The sequence below is a fragment of the Cryobacterium sp. TMT2-15-1 genome, from assembly GCF_004402345.1.
Lineage (GTDB): Bacteria > Actinomycetota > Actinomycetes > Actinomycetales > Microbacteriaceae > Cryobacterium > Cryobacterium sandaracinum.
Genome location: NZ_SOGD01000032.1, coordinates 30,954 through 45,963, shown reverse-complemented (window position 1 = coordinate 45,963; position 15,010 = coordinate 30,954). Strand labels below are relative to the sequence as shown.

Genomic DNA, 15,010 nt, shown 5'->3' with positions numbered 1-15,010 from the left:
CTCGCGCGGCTGACCTCGGCGCGGCAGGAGCCTGCCGCCGGGGTGGGGCTAGTCGCGCGTGATCTTCCAGATGCCGTCGGCGAGGTCCTTGTCGGGGTGCTGCACCGTAGCGAACAGCTCCTTCGGGTTCTTGCCGAAGTAGATCCCGGTGGTCTCGGCGCCTTCATCCGTCAGCGAGGCGAAGAGCTCGACGCTGTCGGACGCTCCGTCGTGGTCCCGGTCTTTTTCGGCCCGGAAGATGTCGCTGAAACTGTTGTCTTCCGTGATCCAGAGGGCGCCATCGGGGCCCTCTGCAAGGTTGTCCGGGTTGTTGAACCCGCTGACCCCGGCGGCCTTGTCCTCGACCGGCACGTTCACGCCGGCCTCGACGAAGCTGCTGACGGTGAGCTTCGAGAGGTCGATAGCGACCACGCGCTCCTCGGACGTGTTGGCCACGTACAGGGTCTGGCCGATGACCTCGACGTCTTCCGGGCGACCGAATTCGGTGGCGCTCACCGCGTTGGCCGCGGCATCCGCGTCGACGCGCACCTGCGCCTGGTCGAGGGCCACCCATTCGAAGGCGCCCACCTTCTCGGTGAAGGTGGTCTGGTTCCACTTTTGAGCGGCATCCGTCAGCCCGGTGATCTTGAGGGCGTGCATCTGGCCCTGGGAGAGGTCGCCGCGAACGGTCGGCACGAACTTGAAGATTGAGCCGCCATTGAGTTCGTCGATGACGATGACGGACCCGTCGGCCGTGACGTCGATGCCCTCGTGACGTTGGGCTCCGAGCTCGGTGCGCTCCTCGATACGCTCGACCGTGGTCGGGTCGTTCTTCGCGAAGAACAGTTCGAAGACCTTGCCGCCGGTGGTCTCTTCCGTGACGAGGAGGCTGCCCCAGGGGGTCCAGCGGATGCCGTCGAGACGGTTCCAGTCCGCGCGCTGCGCGATGACGCTGACCGCACCGGTCTTCAGGTCGGTCACAGAGACGGCACCGTTCGAGCCGACCTCGTAGGTGTTGTAGAGGTAGCGGCCGGCCTGGGCACCGGTCTCGTTCTGGGTATTCATGTCATGCAGGTCGTCCACGCCGGGGTAGACGTCGAGCACGGTTTCGTCGTGCACGAGGGTCTGGGTGAAACCCTCCGGGAGCAGGTACGGCTGGGTCCAGTCGGTGCTGCCCATGCCGTAGGCGGAACCGGCGAGAGGCACGAAATCGAACGGGCCGGTCGCGGCGAGCGCGGCAGGGGCGATGCCGACGACTGCGGTGGCAGTGGCGGTGGCGGTAAGGGCAAAGACAGCGATCTTCTTGCGCAAGGCGCGACTCCTTCATAGGGGGTAGGTACAACGCCATCGAATCTATGAGCCTCAAGCTGACGCCCGGAGGTCTCCCGGTCTCCAACCGGTGTCGGCCCGGTGAACACTCGGTGCCCCCGTCTCGGCGCGTGACAGAAACCAGACTTCACCCGCCGCTCGGTATTCTGGAGCACATGAAGCTGACAGCACTGGCCACCCTGATCCTGGTGGGAGCGCTGGCCTTGAGCGGATGCACCACCGGCGCACCCGAGACCGACACCACCCCCGCCGCCTCCTCCGCCACCGCCTCCGCCTCCGCCACCGCCGCTCCGGCCGACGGGGCCTGTGCCGGCGTGAGCGTCGTCGTCGACTTCGGCGCGCTCGACGCCCCCGAGATCAGGGATTGCGTCGCCACCGCCACCGCCGAGACGATCGCGGCCAGCACGGTCCTGGAGACCGCCGGTGTGTCAACCGAGGGCACCGCGGAGTGGGGCGACCAGGTGGTCTGCCGCGTAAGTGGCCGCCCGGCCGCCGACGAAACCATCGACGTGGCCGGCGAAACCCCGTTCACCGAATCCTGCGCGTCCATGCCCGCCGCCGCCGCTTACTGGGCGCTCTGGGTCAAGCCCACCGCCGACGCGGAGTGGGAGTACGCCGAGGAGGGCCTCGGCAGCCTCGAACTGGAACCAGGCCAGTCCGTCGGCCTTGTCTTCACGACCGGCACCGAGACGCCCACCCCCGGAAGCTAGTGCTGCGCTTCCGGTTTTCCCCCCTGCGCTCGGCGGCGTTGCTCGCCGGAGCGTTCGTGGGCATCCGCGTGATCTACCGGGTGGCCTTCGGCGGGGCACCCGGCGGTGGCCTGTTGCTGCTCGACCTCCCGCGCCTGCCGCTCGATGGGCCGTTCAACCACATTGCGCTGTTCGGGCCCGTCACGACCGGAGGCCTCGGCAATGCCGCCCTGAGCGCGCTGCCCTTCGCTCTGGTGATCCTCGGGTTCGGTGTGCTCAACGCGCTCGTCGACGTGCGCCGCTTCTTCGCCCGCGGCGCTAACCGGGGCCCGCTGCGCGCCCTGTCGCGGTCGCTCGTGATCGCCTGGGCGACGTTCCCGGCACTGATCGACGCGGTGCGCCGGGTACGCACGGCCGGTGCGTTGCGCGGCGAACGGTCGGCACCGGCCCTGCTGGTGCCGGTCTTCGAGCAGACCGTGGAACGGGCGCTCGGCCTTGCTGCGTCCATGGAGTCCCGCGGGTTCGCCGCCACCCGGGCGGCAGCCGGCGCGTGTGAGAAGCCCGTCGTGATGACGGATGCCGCACTTGGCTTCGAGGGTGAGCGCTGGCACCTCGAGGGACTCACCCTCGACCTCGCTCCCGGCACGCTGACCGTGATCGTCGGTCCGACCGGATCGGGAAAGACCAGCCTGCTGCACAGCATGAGCGGTCTCTTCCAGCACTTCGCCGATGGCACCCAGCACGGCTCGATCGAGGTGGGCGGCGCCGACCGCGCCGCCACTCCCCCGCGCGAAACGGCCGGCTTCGTCGGACTTGTCACCCAGAACGTGCGGCTCTCCTTCGTGGCCGAAACCGTGCCGGACGAGATCGGCTTCGCCCTCGCGGTGCGCGGCATCGCACCGGTCCTCGTGGAGCAGCGGGTGCGCGAGGTGGCCGAGCGGCTGGGGATCGAGCATCTGCTCGGCCGCGGCACCTCGGAGCTCTCGGCGGGCGAGGCCAGTCTCGTCGCCATCGGCGCCGCCCTGGTCGACCAGCCGATCCTGCTGCTCGTGGACGAGCCTCTGGCCGATCTCGACACCCCGGCCCGGGAGCGGGTGGTGCAGGTGCTCGACCGCCTGGCCCACGAGACCCAGGTCTGCGTCGTGGTCGCCGAGCACAACACCCGGGAGTGGTCGAATGCGGCGGATGCCTGGCTCGAGCTCCGCGGTGCGCGCGTGCATGCGCTCGGCCCGGGCGAGCGGCCGAGTGCGCTGGTCGCGGCACAGCAGGCGGCACAGCAGGCGGCACAGCGGGCGGCACAGCAGGGTCAGAGTACCCTGACCACCCCCGGCACCGGGCCTGCGGGACCGCTCGCGAGTATCCGTCACCTCACGGTCCTGCACGGGAGCGAGCGGTCGGTCGACGATGTGTCGCTGGACCTCTACGCGGGCGACCTGGTGGCGCTCGAGGGTCGGAACGGCGCGGGCAAGAGCAGCCTGCTGCGCGCGATCGCCCTCTCGGCGACGCGAGGCAGCGTGCTCGTGGCCGGGCGGGACGTGGCGCAGCTGCGCCCCCGATACCGCCGCACGGCCGTGGCCCTGGTACCGGAGAATTTCGACGATCTACTCTTCGCCGTCACGGTGGCCGAGGAGTGCCGCCGGGCCGACCGCCGGCTGAAGACCCCGGCCGGGAGGGGAACCGGGATCGGGACCGCGCTCCGGTTCGCGAACCTGCTCGGGCTCGGCACCGTGGCGGAGGCGGCGCACCTGATGCGGCGGCATCCGCGGGACCTCTCGGCCGGCGAACGCCTCTGCCTCGTGATGGCCATCCAGCTGGCCGCCGAGCCGCGGGTGCTGCTGGTGGACGAACCGACGCGCGGCCTCGATCCACAGGCCCGGGCGCTCGTCGCCGCCGCGCTAGTGCACGCCTCGAGTGACACGTCGGCGGTCCTGTTCGCCACCCACGACCGCGACTTCGCCCGCTCCCTGGCGACGAAGACGGTCATCATGGCCGCCGGCCTTCTCACCGAACCGGAACGGGTGCGGTCATGAGGCGCACCGGCGGGACGGGCTGGACCGCCTGGGTGCTCGGCGGCGGCAGTATCCTCGCCGCCGCCGGCTTCGCCTGGCCGTTCTTCGCCTCGGCGCTGCCGGAGAACGCCCAGGCGGCCGCGCCGGTCGTGGCCTTCGCGCTCGTGCCGGCCCTGATCGTGGCCCTCGCGCTCACCCTCGACGGGCAGATGTACACGGCCAAGACCGTGGCCCTGCTGGGGGTGCTCTCCGCGGTCGGCGCCGCCGTGCGCATCGCGGGCACCGGCGTCGGCGGCGTCGAGGCTGTGTTCATCCTGCTGATCCTGGCCGGTCGCGCCTACGGGGCCCGCTTCGGGTTCCTGCTCGGCCTGCTCACCATCGCGGTGTCCTCGGCCCTGTGGGGTGGATTCGGCCCGTGGACCCCGTTCCAGATGTTCGCCTGCGGCTGGGTGGGAGCCGGGGCGGCGCTGCTGCCGCGCATCCGTTCCGCACCTATCGGCGCGGCCCGCCTCGAGATCGCGATGCTCGTGGCCTACGGCATCGTGGCGTCCTACCTCTTCGGACTGGTGATGAACCTCTGGTTCTGGCCGTTCGCGGTGGGCTCGGGCACCGACATCTCCTATGCGGCCGATGCCACGCTCGGCGAGAACCTCGCCTCCTTCGCCCTGTACACGCTCGTGACGTCGACCCTCACCTGGGACACCGTGCGCGCCATCACCACGACGGTCGGGATCGTGCTGGTGGGCCCGGCCGCACTGGCCGCGCTCCGGCGAGCGAAGCTGGGCCGGCCGGGCAGGGCCGCCCGACCACCCCAGGCCGAACCGGCTACACCGAAAAGTACTTCGCTTCCGGGTGGTGGAACACGAACGCATCCGTCGACTGCTCCGGATGCAGCTGCAGCTCCTCCGACAGCACCACACCCATCCGCTCGGGCCTGAGCAGTTCAACCACCGTACGGCGGTCCTCCATCTCGGGGCAGGCCGGGTAGCCCAGCGAGAACCGGGCGCCGCGGTACTCGAGCTTGAACATGCCGGCCAGTTCGGCCGGGTCTTCGGCACCCAGGCCGAGCTCCTCCCGCACCCGGGAGTGCCAGTATTCGGCCAGCGCCTCGGTGAGCTGCATGGTCAGCCCGTTGAGCTCCATGTAGTCACGGTACTTGTTCTCGGCAAAGAGCTTCGCCGTGACCGTGTCGACGTTGGCTCCGCCCGTGACCAGCTGAAGGGCGACGACATCCGTCTGGCCGGATTCGCGTGGGCGAAGGAAGTCCGCCAGGCACAGGTGCCGGTCGCGCCGCTGCCGGGGGAAAACGAATCGCAGGCGTTCGGAACCCACGGGGCCGCCGGAGCCGCCGTCGGGGGCGAGCAGGCCGGCGACCCCCAGCACGCCCGACAGGTCGTCGCCGTGGTGCAGCACGACGAGGTCGTTGCCCTCGCTGTAGGCCGGGAAGTAGCCGTAGGCGACGGAGGCGTCGAGCATACCCTCGGAGAGGATGCGGTCGAGCCAGTAGCGCAGCCGGGGTCGGCCCTCGGTTTCCACCAGATGCTGGTAGCTCTTGCCGTCGCCGCGGCTGGGCTTCAGACCCCACTGCCCCATGAACGTGGCCCGCTCGTCGAGGAACGCGGAGTACTCGGCCAGCGCGATCCCCTTGACGATGCGGGTGCCCCAGAACGGCGGAATGGGCACGGGGTTGTTGGCGACCACATCGGCGCGGGCGGGCATGGCGTCCGGCTCCGTGACAGTGAGCAGGCTGCGCTTGTGGATGCGCATTTTGAGCGGCGGCAGACTCACGGATGCCGGGTCGGCGCCCCGCGCGACGGCGACCAGCGGTTCCATCAATGCCAAGCCCTCGAAGGCATCCCGCGCGTAGCGCACCGTGCCGTCGAACAATGCGGCAAGGTCCTCCTCGACGTAGGAGCGGGTGAGGGCCGCGCCGCCGAGCAGAATCGGCCATTTGTCGGCGAAACCGCGGGACTCGAGCTCGAGCAGGTTCTCTTTCATGACCACCGTGGACTTCACGAGCAGCCCGCTCATACCGATGACATCGGCGTTGTTCTCCTCGGCGACCCGGATGAACTCGGCAATCGGCTGCTTGATGCCGATATTGATCACGTCGTAGCCGTTGTTGGTGAGGATGATGTCGACGAGGTTCTTGCCGATGTCGTGCACATCACCGCGCACGGTGCCGAGCACGATCGTGCCCTTGCCGGCCGCTTCAGATTTCTCCATGTGCGGCTCGAGCAGGGCCACGGCGGCTTTCATCACCTCGGCGGATTGCAGCACGAACGGCAGCTGCATCTCGCCGCTGCCGAACCGGGCACCGACGACCTGCATGCCAACGAGCAGGTGCACGTTGACAATATCGAGGGCGCTCAACCCCCCGGCACGGGCGAGGTCGAGGTCAGCCTCGAGCCCCTTGACCTCACCGTCGATGATGCGTCGTTCCAGGCGTTCGCCCACCGGCAGGGCGGCGAGCTCGGCGGCGCGCTCGTCTTTCAGGGCGGCGGAGTCGACGCCGGCGAACAGGTCGAGCAGGGCCACCAACGGGTCGTAGGTGAGGGTGCCCTCGGCGTCGTATTCGCGGCGGTCCCAGACCAGGTCGAGCGCCACCTTGCGGCGGTCGGCGGGCACCGAAGCGAGCGGCACGATTTAGGCCGAGTTCACGATGGCCGAGTCGAGGCCCGCCTCCGTGGCTTCGTGCAGAAAGACCGAGTTGAGCACCGAGCGGGCCGCGGGGTTGAGCCCGAAGGACACGTTCGAGACGCCGAGCGTCGTGTGGATGCCGGGATACTTCGCCTTGATCTGGCGAATCGCGTCGATGGTCTCGATGCCATCGCGACGGGTTTCTTCCTGGCCGGTCGCGATGGGAAAGGTCAACGCGTCGACGATGATGTCCTCGACCCGCATGCCCCATGTGCTCACGAGGGTGTCCACCAGACGGGTGGCGATGCGCACCTTGTGTTCGGCGGTGCGGGCCTGGCCCTCCTCGTCGATGGTCAGGGCGATCACGGCCGCGCCGTGCTCCTTGACCAGCGGCATGATGCGGCCGAACCGCGACGTGGGCCCCTCGCCGTCTTCGAAGTTGACCGAGTTCACGACCGGACGCCCACCGATGAGTTCCATGCCGGCCTGCAGCACGGCCGGCTCAGTGGAGTCGACGACGAGCGGCAGGGTCGAGGCGCCGGCCAGTCGGGAGAGGACCTGCTTCATGTCGGCGACTCCATCGCGACCGACGTAGTCGATGCAGACGTCGAGCAGGTGAGCGCCGTCACGCACCTGGCTGCGGGCGATGTCGACGCAGTCGTCCCAGTTTTCAGCAAGCATGGCATCACGAAAAGCGCGCGATCCATTGGCGTTGGTACGCTCTCCAATGGCCAAAAATGCGCTGTCCTGGTCGAAACTGACGTGCTGGTACAGACTCGCGACACCCGCGTCCTGTTCGAGGGTGCGGGGTTTCACCGTGACACTACGCAACCTTTCGACCACGGCGGTCATGTGCGCGGGCGTGGTGCCGCAGCATCCGCCGACCAGGCCCAGCCCGAACTCCTTGACGAACTGTTCGTGCGCCGTGGCCAGCTGTTCGGGGGTGAGCGGGTAGCTCGCACCGGTGGCGGTCAACTGGGGCAGGCCGGCGTTGGGCATGCACATCACGGGCACAGGCGAATACTTGGAGAGGTGGCGGAGGTGCTCGCTCATCTCGGTCGGGCCGGTGGCGCAGTTGAGGCCGATGGCGTCGATGCCGAGCGGCTCCAGGGCCGTGAGCGCCGCGCCGATTTCGCTGCCCATCAGCATGGTGCCGGTGGTCTCGACCGTGACCAGGGCGAAGATCGGCAGCCGGATGCCCGTCTCAGCGATCGCCTGCTTACACCCGTTCACCGCGGACTTGGTCTGCAGCAGGTCCTGGGAGGTCTCGATCAGGAAGGCGTCGGCGCCGCCGCGGATGAGACCGTGCGCCTGTTCGGCGAACGTCGCCTTGAGGTGGGCGTAGGTGGTGTGGCGGAGGCTGGGCAGTTTCGTGCCGGGGCCCATCGAGCCGAGCACCCAGCGCATTCGGCCGTCACGGGCCTCGAAGGCGTCCACGCTCCGGCGGGCGATTTACGCTCCCAGCCGGGCGAGCTCTTCGATGCGGTCTTCGATCCCGTAGTCCGAGAGGTTCGACCAGTTTGCGCCGAAGGTGTTGCTCTCCACCGCGTCGATGCCGGTCTCGAGGTAGGCATCGTGGATGGCTTCGATCATGTCGGGCCGGCTGACGTTGAGGATCTCGTTGCAGCCCTCGAGCTGCTGGTAGTCCAGGAGGGTGGGATTGTGCTCCTGCAGCATGGTGCCCATGGCGCCGTCGGCGATGACGACCCGGATGGCCAACGCATCGAGCAGAGCCAGGGACCGGACCGGGCGCACGGCGTCGAATTGCGTGGCGTCGTGTGCACGGGGTTCGCTCATCGGCCCAGCTTAACCGGGCCTCTCGCCGCGCGGCTGCGTGTTACGCGCCGTGGCCTCGGGCACCGCAGGGGACGCGAATGCGTCAGGCCGTCGAGCCGCCGGCGATCTCGTAGGACCACAGCTCGCTGCTGATGCCGACGGGCCGCGCCGGCGCCGCACCATCGGTGGGGTCGTCGCCGCGGTGACCCTGCGCGAAGGACGGCGAGGTCAGCCAGGCCTGGAAGGACTCTTCGTCGGCCCAGCGGGTGACGACCAGCCAGGTGCTGCGGTCATCCGTGGGCTTGAGCAGTTCGAAACCCTCGAAACCCGGTCGGTCGTCGACCGCACCGGCTCGGGCGGCGAACCGTCGAGCCAGCTCGTCGCCGTTGTCGCCGGGTACCGTGATGGCGTTGATTTTGACGATCGTCATGGGGTTTCTCCCTCTCGTGGATGCACTGCCTGCTCCCCCCATGCTGTCACCCTCGGCTGCGAAGACCTCACCCTGCGGACGCTCGCCGACCGCGATGCCTATGCTGGGGGCATAATGCGACTCTTCCTGATCCGCCACGGCCAGACGCCCGCGAATGTGCTCGGCCAGCTCGACACCGCTCACCCCGGTCCCGGCCTGACCGAGCTCGGGTCCCGGCAGGCCTCGGTGATTCCGGATGCCCTGCGCCTCGAGTCCATCGACGTCATCTTCGCGTCGACGCTCGTACGCACCCAGCTCACGGCCGAGCCGCTGGCGACCGCGTTGCAGCTCGACGTTCAGGTGGCCACCGGGCTGCACGAGATCGAAGCGGGCGCGCTCGAGGGACTCAGTGACCGGGCATCCATTCGCACCTATTTTGAAACCGTGCTGACCTGGGTCACCGGGGACCTGACAGCCAGGATGCCTGAAGGCCTGGACGGGAACAGCTTCTTCTCCCGGTTCGACGCCGATATCGCGTCTGCCGCCGCCGGTGCCGACACGGCGGCGGTGTTCAGCCACGGCGCGGCGATCCGCGTGTGGACCGCGGCCCGCGCCAGCAATGTGTCGCCCCTGTTCGCGGGCACGACCGACCTCGAGAACACGGGGATGGTCGAGTTGTCCGGCTCTCCCGAAGGCGGTTGGACCCTCGTGTCGTGGGCCGGCCTCAGCGTGGGCTCACCGGGCGGACCGCAGCTGCTGGCGCTCTAGGTGCACCAACCAGCTACCGGCCCTCAATACCGAATACAACTTTCATCGGCCGAGTGTTGCGTCGCGGCGCGGTGCCACCGTGATCGCGGCGCGTTCCGTGACCGTCGGGTGAGCCGGATCACCGCCATCGACGACTCCGGACGCCCAGGAGAGCCGCAGCCCATCGGGGGTGTCGGCGACGGTCGCCAGGCAGTTGTCGAACCAGGGCCCGATGATGCCCGACCAGTGGAACGGCGGAGGAGGAACCCCCACCGACCGGGACAGCAGCGCGCTCAGCCGGGTGGACATTCCATAGGAGAGGACGGCGGAGACGGACCGCAACAGGATGGGCAGCGGGTTGCGAATCGGCGAACAGACGGCCTGGATGATGCGACTGCCCGAGGTGCGGTCCACCTCCGACACGTAGGAGTAGTGCACGTCGCCCGACAGGAACGTCACGGTCTGCGGAGCCGCGCCCCGTTTGCCGTCAGCGACGTCGGTGATGATGTCCGCCACGCGCCGGAAGCTTCTCTGGAATGCGGCCCAGTGCTCGAGGTCGAGCGCCTGGCGCAGCCGTTCCCCCACCCGGGCGGCGAGCCTGCCCCAGGCTCCCTCGGAGATTGCCTCGTTCCAGGCTTCCAGATGATGCAGTCCCGGTGGGAGCAGGAACGGCAGGGAGGTCGCCACCACCAGGTGCCGGAACCCGCCCTGCATCCGTTCGTCAAACCAGGCCGTCTCCTGCTCGTCCACCAGCGCCCGCCGCCGGGGATCGAGTTCGCGCGCCGCGCGGGAGTCGAGGACGATCAGTCGGTCCTCACCGAAGTCGCGGCAATAGCTCCACCGGTAGGTGGTCGGCTCCCGGTCGCACCGCTCGGCGAACCCGTCGAGCACCGAGCTGAGGTCGAGTTCTTCGGCGCCGTCATGCGTCTGGATTGCCTGCCACACCTCGTCGTGGGCACGCTCCCCGGGTGAGAGATTGCCCAGATGCTGGTAGACCCAGTACGAGGCCAGCCCGGCCACGATCCGTCCGTGCCACCAGGACGTGGCTTCCATCCGGCGCTTCCAGCTGAGCGACGCATTCCAGTCGTCGCGCACATCGTGGTCGTCGAAGATCATCGCGACGGGCACGGTGGCCAACAGCCATCGGTTCGCCGTGTCCGACCAGGCCAGGTTGTAGAGGTGCGCGTATTCCTCGAAGTCCGCCAGCTCTTCGCCGGGCGGCTCTCTGATGTCGCGGCGATCGCGGATGAACTCCTGCATCGCCTCACTGGTGAGGTCGGCGTAGACCTGGTCGCCGAGAAACAGCATCAGGTCCGGCCAGGAAAGGATTCCGTCGCCCTCCGCCATCTGCAGGGCGTACGCCCTGAGGGCATCCACCCCGTGCGTGCGCGTGCCCTTCTTGTCGTGGGGCACGCTGGTGCGGCAGGATCCGAAAGACAGCCGTAGGGGTGCGCCCGGCGTCAGCGTAGTGATGACGGAGGCCGGGTAGACCGAATCAGCCGGGGGCCAGACCTGTGCCCCGTCGATTGACACGGTGTAGGGCGTGACGGTGCCCGGTCCCAGGCCGTCGACGTGCACCAGCGCGTAATGGTGGCCGTGCACGGCGAAGGTCCGCGCCGTCCACGATCGGTTCCCGGCGTCGACCCCGACGGATGCCGTGCCCCGGGTCTCGACCCAGATGCTCGCCGAAACCGTGTCCACGTACCGCAACATGGGACCCAGCACGAGAGGTGTCGTCGTCATGCCACAGTTCTACCGCTCCCTCCGGGCGACGGCTACACGTGGTCGCGCCAGCTGTGCTCCGGTGCGTAGCCGAGCATCCGTCGGGCCTTGTCGATGGAGAGCAAGGTGTCGTTCTCGCCGACCTCCCGGAGTTCGACGCCGGGGAAGACCTCGGCGGCCAGCTCGGCGTTGGGCCGGCTCATCACCGTGTCGGCGGCGGCGATGATGAACGTCTCGAAGCCCGGCTTCGCGTTCTGCAGCGCCCGCAGCACGGCCTGGGCACCGTCACGGCCGTCGATGTAGCCCCACAGGTTCCACTTGCGCAGGGTGGCGTCGGCGTCGAAGGCGGGAAAGACCGCGTAGTCCTCCGGGTCCTTCACGTTGGAGAAGCGCAGCGCCGTGATGCTCAGTTCGGGATCCCACCGGGTGAGCTGGATCGCCATCTGCTCCTCGAGGTGCTTCACCAGCGAGTACGTGCTCTCGGGGCGGGCCGGGTACTCCTCGTCCACGGGAATGTAAGGCGGGTCGATGTCGAACGGCAGACCGAGCACGGTCTCGCTGGACGCATAGACCAGCTTCGTGATGCCCGCACGCCGGGCCGCCTGGAAAACGTTGTAGGTGGAGAGGATGTTGTTGTGGAACGTGGCCACGTCGGGAACCAGGCCAGGGGCCGGGATCGCGCCCAGGTGCACGATGGCGTCGAACCCGCTGTGCCGGTCGTCAATACCGAGGACCGCGTCGACGACCTGGCCGTAGTCTGTGAGGTCCACGACCACCAGGTCATGGCTGCGGGCACCGTCACGGTCGAGGTTCAGCACCTCGTGACCTTCGGCGACAAGGTACTTCACGACGGTCCGGCCGAGCTTTCCGCTTCCACCTGTGACAACGATCTTCATGCGGGACTCCTCTTCATGGTCGGCGAGCTGCTGCATCCGTGCCGATGTCGGCGGCGGTGGCAACAAGAACAAGCGTACGACTGCGTGCACTAGCCTCCAGACATGCAAACGTGGGATGTCGTCGTGGTCGGTGCCGGTGTGTGCGGGCTGACGGTCGCCCAGAACCTTCAGGAGCGCGGCCGTTCGGTGCTGCTCCTCGACAAGGGCTCCCGTCCGGGCGGTCGACTGTCCAGCCGGCCCCTCGACGGCCGGCTGCTGAACCCGTCCGTCGACACGGTTCGCAGCCACGACCCTGAGGTGACGCAGGAGATCATGCACCGAACGGGCGCCCGGTTCACGCCTGTGACCGAGGGCCGCGCGGACGGGGCTTTCGACCAGCCCGCGGGCGACATCGCCAAGCGGTGGGCGGCCGGCACGACGCTGCGGAGCACCTTCGTCACTCACCTGGTCGTGCAGGAGTCCGGGCTCATCCACGTGGTGCCGCACGGCTCCGGGGCACCGTTCGCCGGCCGGGCGGTGGTTCTCACCGCACCGGTTCCGCAGAGTGTGAAGATCCTGCGCGGAAGCGGGCTTCTCGTGGCTCCCGAGCTGCACGAGGTGACCTACGACAAGCGGGCCGTTCTGCTCTGCGTCGTCGACGGTGGCGCTCAGGGTGATCTCCCGGGTCACCTCGTGGGCCGGTCGACTCCCGACGGCGTCATCGAGGCGGTTCGGGTCAGGCACCGGGACGACGCCGGCCAGCTCTGGCTCGAGGTCTTCGCAAGCCCGCAGTGGACCGAGGCGACCTGGGAAGCCGACGCCACATTCGCGCGGGCGGCGCTCCTGTTCGAGCTGATCCGCCTGCTGCCCGGAGCGCCCGTCGTGGATTCGGAGCTCAAGCGCTGGCGGTACGCGAATGCGGTGGAGTCGGTGCCCGATGCCACGTTCTCCCGCCGCGCGGACCAGCCGGGCATTTTCGTGGCGGGAGACGGTTTCGGGCGGCTGCACGGGCATCCGTCGGGGGTCTCCCGTGCCGTGCGCTCCGGGCTGGACGTGGCCCGGGCGCTCACCTAGCCCGCCTTGGCCCGGCGCCCGCATCGGTCACGGCGCACCGTGTAGAAGCAGGCGCACGTTCTGCCCTGCGCCCACTTCCAAACCCTGCGCCACGAGCCTCGTTACCGGCCAGGCCTCGAACTAGAGCAGCACGCCCCACAGCACCTGCCCGGTCAGCAGCGTGGTGCCGAGCGTGACGAGGGCGATCTGGACCATCTCCACTCGGTGCGGATGCGCCCACGCGCTGTCGCCTGTCCGCCCGAGCCACGCGTTGGTCCAGACCAGGGCCGCCACCGCGAGCAGCGAAAGGGTGACGGTGCGCACGAAAAGTTCGGGCACGTCACCGCGAACTCCGGCGCCGATCTGATAGAACGCGATGATTCCCCACGGCACGATGCCCACCATGGCCCCGAAGACGAAGGGCCGAAGCGAGCCGCCTGCCGGTTCGCGCTCCGTGAGGGCGAGGAAGAGCGTGGCACCGGCCGTGACGGCGTAGAGCGCCACCAGCGTGCCCACCTCCGTGACGCCGTTGAGCTGGGCGACCAGGAACACGGTGATCGCGGAGACCTGCGAGTACTCGACCCAGCGCAGCGGGTTGCGTGCGGCGGCCAGACCGCGCCGGTAACTGCCGGCGAACGTCGGGGTCACGGCGGCGAGGCGCAGGAGCCCGGAAAAGGCGAGCAGGATGGCGACGGCTACCCCGAGGTTCACGGCGGCCAGGTCGACGACCTGCGGTTCGGCCTGGGAATCCACCGACCCGCCGGGGAAGCCGGCCGTGACCGGCAGCAGCACCGGGGCGCTCTGGGCCAGGACGACCACGGAGACCAGAACGGCCTGTGCCAGCAGGAGGAGGCCGACGACGAGGTTCACGGCGCGCAGGCGGGTGAACCGGGCATCCGTCATGACGTTCTCGGGTGCCGTCGTCATCATCTCAGAATACCGGCGCGGGTCCGCCGGGCCTCCCTCGAAGTCCGTGTCGAACCAGCTACTGCACGGCGAGGAAGACCGGATCGCCGCCGATGTAGGACACGCCCCACAGGCCGGCCTCCGGACCGGTCGCGGGCACCTCGATGATCACGTTTGCGGTTGCGGTGGCATCCGTATAGAGATCAGCGACATCCGAAAGCTGCCCATCCATCGAGACGAATCCGCCGTCGTACGACCGACCATCCGAGGACACATACGTGAAGTCGAGACTGAAGTTCGGGTTGCCGGATTCCGCTCCGATGTACTTCACAGTAGCGGGTACGATCGCGTACGCATTTCCCGGCTCCGGGTCCGGGTTGAACTCGTTCGCAGCTTTCACCTGATCCGTCGCGTTCAACGTGGCCGCACCAAGCGTGACCTCCCACGTCGGGGTGCCGAACTCCTCAATGGTCACCGTCGAACCGACGGGGGCCGGGTTGGCACGGGTGCCCACGTCGCCCGCCTCGACGGGTTCCGCTGCGTCGTCGGCTGCGGCTACGCCTGGTTCCGTCACGCTGGATTCGCTCTGGATCGCGTCATCGACGGCGGTGATGAAGGCCGCCGCATAGACGATCGACATGATGATCGCCACGATGATGGAGATCAGCGAAACAGCGGTGCCGGAAATGGCGACACCCCTCGACCTTCCTTTGCGGAAGATGGCGATGACGCCGAGGACCAGGCCAACAAAGCCGATGAAGCCGGCCACCAGGCTGATGGCCGGAATGAACGCGAACAGCAGCGCGACGAGACCGACGATCAGAGCGGCGAGGCCGAGACCGTTGCCGGACTTCTTCACCGGCATCGGGCTTCCAG

11 protein-coding genes and 1 pseudogene are annotated in these 15,010 nt (G+C 68.7%); 5 read left to right on the top strand and 7 right to left on the bottom strand.

The features are described from left to right. Positions 1-48: 48 nt before the first annotated feature. A complete protein-coding gene (locus E3O62_RS08515; protein WP_241973389.1) occupies positions 49-1,290 on the bottom strand; it encodes an alkaline phosphatase PhoX in 1,242 nt (413 codons plus the stop codon). A 173-nt stretch (positions 1,291-1,463) separates the two neighbouring features. Between E3O62_RS08515 and E3O62_RS17330 the strand changes: the two genes are divergently transcribed. Genes E3O62_RS17330 through E3O62_RS17105 form a run of 3 tightly spaced genes read left to right on the top strand, consistent with a single transcriptional unit; the run spans position 1,464 to position 4,944 of the window. Then, positions 1,464-2,018 (top strand): hypothetical protein, encoded by a 555-nt coding sequence (locus E3O62_RS17330; protein WP_134398212.1) that lies wholly within the window; start codon positions 1,464-1,466, stop codon positions 2,016-2,018. Continuing rightward, entirely contained in the window at positions 2,018-4,027 is a 2,010-nt protein-coding gene (locus E3O62_RS08505; RefSeq protein WP_241973388.1) for an ATP-binding cassette domain-containing protein, read from the top strand. The genes E3O62_RS17330 and E3O62_RS08505 overlap by 1 nt, the downstream gene beginning before the upstream one ends. Beyond that, positions 4,024-4,944: an ECF transporter S component gene (locus tag E3O62_RS17105; protein WP_241973387.1), complete on the top strand. Its 921-nt coding sequence runs from the start codon at positions 4,024-4,026 to the stop codon at positions 4,942-4,944. Before E3O62_RS08505 ends, E3O62_RS17105 begins: the two co-directional genes overlap by 4 nt. Here E3O62_RS17105 and metH read toward each other — a convergent pair. Together metH and E3O62_RS08495 are read right to left on the bottom strand one after the other, a co-directional pair. Continuing rightward, positions 4,832-8,443 (bottom strand): annotated as a pseudogene (metH, locus tag E3O62_RS08500) (methionine synthase). The gene E3O62_RS17105 and the pseudogene metH overlap by 113 nt on opposite strands. Positions 8,444-8,525: 82 nt before the next feature. Beyond that, entirely contained in the window at positions 8,526-8,852 is a 327-nt protein-coding gene (locus E3O62_RS08495) for an antibiotic biosynthesis monooxygenase (RefSeq protein WP_134394531.1), read from the bottom strand. A 114-nt stretch (positions 8,853-8,966) separates the two neighbouring features. Between E3O62_RS08495 and E3O62_RS08490 the strand changes: the two genes are divergently transcribed. Next, complete coding sequence (locus tag E3O62_RS08490) at positions 8,967-9,599, top strand: histidine phosphatase family protein (RefSeq protein WP_134394532.1); 633 nt, start codon at positions 8,967-8,969, stop codon at positions 9,597-9,599. A 42-nt stretch (positions 9,600-9,641) separates the two neighbouring features. Here the strand turns inward: E3O62_RS08490 and E3O62_RS08485 are convergent, their stop codons facing one another. Together E3O62_RS08485 and E3O62_RS08480 are read right to left on the bottom strand one after the other, a co-directional pair. Continuing rightward, positions 9,642-11,321, bottom strand: a complete 1,680-nt coding sequence (locus E3O62_RS08485) for an alkaline phosphatase D family protein (RefSeq protein ID WP_134398211.1) — start codon at positions 11,319-11,321, stop codon at positions 9,642-9,644. A 32-nt stretch (positions 11,322-11,353) separates the two neighbouring features. Beyond that, on the bottom strand, positions 11,354-12,196 hold the full coding sequence (locus E3O62_RS08480; RefSeq protein ID WP_134394534.1) for an NAD(P)-dependent oxidoreductase: 843 nt from the start codon (positions 12,194-12,196) through the stop codon (positions 11,354-11,356). A gap of 102 nt (positions 12,197-12,298) precedes the next feature. Between E3O62_RS08480 and E3O62_RS08475 the strand changes: the two genes are divergently transcribed. Continuing rightward, the gene (locus tag E3O62_RS08475) at positions 12,299-13,249 is read left to right on the top strand and encodes an FAD-dependent oxidoreductase (RefSeq protein ID WP_134398210.1); all 951 of its coding nucleotides are present in this window, start codon (positions 12,299-12,301) and stop codon (positions 13,247-13,249) included. Between the two features lie 120 nt (positions 13,250-13,369). Here E3O62_RS08475 and heR read toward each other — a convergent pair whose 3' ends face one another. Together heR and E3O62_RS08465 are read right to left on the bottom strand one after the other, a co-directional pair. Then, positions 13,370-14,155, bottom strand: coding sequence for a heliorhodopsin HeR (gene heR / locus E3O62_RS08470; protein ID WP_134398209.1), 786 nt, complete (start codon positions 14,153-14,155; stop codon positions 13,370-13,372). Between the two features lie 58 nt (positions 14,156-14,213). Further along, entirely contained in the window at positions 14,214-14,999 is a 786-nt protein-coding gene (locus E3O62_RS08465) for a hypothetical protein (protein WP_134394537.1), read from the bottom strand. Positions 15,000-15,010: the final 11 nt, after the last annotated feature.